This is a genomic window from Cytophagia bacterium CHB2 (assembly GCA_030263535.1).
Lineage (GTDB): Bacteria > Zhuqueibacterota > Zhuqueibacteria > Zhuqueibacterales > Zhuqueibacteraceae > Coneutiohabitans.
The window spans coordinates 1-1717 of sequence record SZPB01000661.1; the positions used below are offsets into that span (position 1 = coordinate 1).

Annotated in this window: 2 protein-coding genes; one reads left to right on the plus strand and one right to left on the minus strand. The window is 56.5% G+C overall.

Annotated features, from left to right (window positions below; genetic code table 11):
• Positions 1-518 precede the first annotated feature (518 nt).
• Positions 519-1478, plus strand: a complete 960-nt coding sequence (locus FBQ85_29990) for a Ppx/GppA family phosphatase (GenBank protein ID MDL1879363.1) — start codon at positions 519-521, stop codon at positions 1476-1478.
• 31 nt (positions 1479-1509) lie between these two features.
• Here FBQ85_29990 and FBQ85_29995 read toward each other — a convergent pair.
• The coding region (locus tag FBQ85_29995) for a sigma-70 family RNA polymerase sigma factor (protein ID MDL1879364.1) at positions 1510-1717 on the minus strand (208 nt) is incomplete at its 5' end.

A 1717-nucleotide genomic window follows, 5' to 3' on the forward strand; every position in this document is an offset into this window, starting at 1 on the left:
CTCACCGCAGAACGCGAGTTTCAAGTCAAATCGACGTTCGAGCCGTGGGAAAGCAAGTTTTTTGTGCAAAGCGCCGGCGAACGGCGCTTGACCAAGTCATTGGATTTCGTGCGCAGCAGTTGGGAACGGCACCGCCGGCTGGTTGTGGCAGATTCCAGCCAACTGAGTGCAAAGGCGCGCTACTATATCGTGATTGAAATCGTGCTCGAACCGGTGTCGCGCGAATCGTTGCAGGAAATTCGCGGCTGGCTCTCGGGCGAGGTGAAGGGCATGCGATCGCAAGATTCCACGGATACTGGTCCGCCGCCGCCGCCAGTAAGCGGGTTGCGCTCACGCGTGTTCGATACCGTTGTGGACCTTACCGGTTTCGGCGCGCATGTCATGTTTGTGAAGTCAAAACAGTTTCAAATCGATCCAAGCGGCAGGATTGATTTTGCGCCGCCCTGAACGATAGTTGCGGTTTTTTTTGCATGAGCGAGTCACAACGGTTTTGGTTTATAATATAAGGGATCATCATTATGCCAACGGACAACGTGGAGCGGGCTGCGAGGTTGGCGAGCTTCGATCTCGGCACGAATACATTTTTGCTGCTGATTGCCGAGATCAAAGATGGGCAAATCATACCGATTGATGAGCGGGAAACCATCGTTCGCCTCGGCAAGGGCGTCGATCGTGCGGGCAATCTGAACGCAGAGGCCATGCAGCGCGGCTTGGAATGCTTGCAAGAGTACAGCCGGCTCGCAGCCCAGCATCAATGTGAGAAAATTGTGGCGGTGGGAACCAGCGCCTTGCGGCAAGCGGCAAACCGGCAGGAGTTCTTGCAACGCGCGCAACACGAAACCGGTGTTGCCATTCACGTCATCTCCGGCGAAACCGAAGCGCGCTTGACATATCTTGGCGCATTATCGAACAAGCAAGATCTGGCCGAGCCGGTGGCCATTATTGACATCGGCGGCGGCAGCACGGAAGTGGTGATCGGCACGCTTGACGAGCTTGAACTTGTGCAAAGCATCGATATCGGCTCGGTTCGGCTCACCGAACGGTTTTTGTCGAGCGATCCTCCTGCAGTGGAGGAAACGGCTGCCGTGCGCCGGCAAGCGGAAGAGATGATGCGGCAAACCTGGGCCGGGCAGGATTTTTACAAAGTGCGCAGTCTGGTTGGTACGGCCGGCACGATCACGACGCTGGCCGCCATGGCGCAAAAAATGAGAGATTATGATCCCGCCTCAATCGACCGCTTTTTGTTGACTAAGAAAACGTTGCGCAGCCTGGCGGCGGAATTGGCGGCGTTGACGCTGGCGGAACGCAAGAGGTTGCCGGGGTTGCCACCGGCGCGCGCCGATGTCATTCTGGCCGGCGGATTGATTCTTGAAACGTTCATGGATCTCTACGATTTCGATGAGATCATCGTGAGTCATCGCGGATTGCGGCACGGGGTGTTGCTGGGCGACGGCTTGGTGTTGGAGGAACAAATCTGAACGGCGCCGGTGCTCATTTGTGGCAAGTGTTTTAGACTAACAGCCTGCCCTTGAGCTTGTGTTTGAGCATTTCGCGGGCGCGGAAGATGCGCGCTTTCACCGTGCCCAGCGGAACATGGGTGAGCTCGGCAATTTCTTCGTAGGATTTTTCCTCGGTGTGCCGCAGAATGATGGCCTCGCGGTAATGATCCGGCAGTTCGGCAATCGCTTGCGCGATGAGAGAGGATTTCTCGGTGGAG

Coding starts and splice junctions, on each gene's coding strand:
- FBQ85_29990 (MDL1879363.1), top strand. CDS start 519: ATGCCAACGGACAACGTGGAGCGGGCTGCGAGGTTGGCGAGCTTCGAT.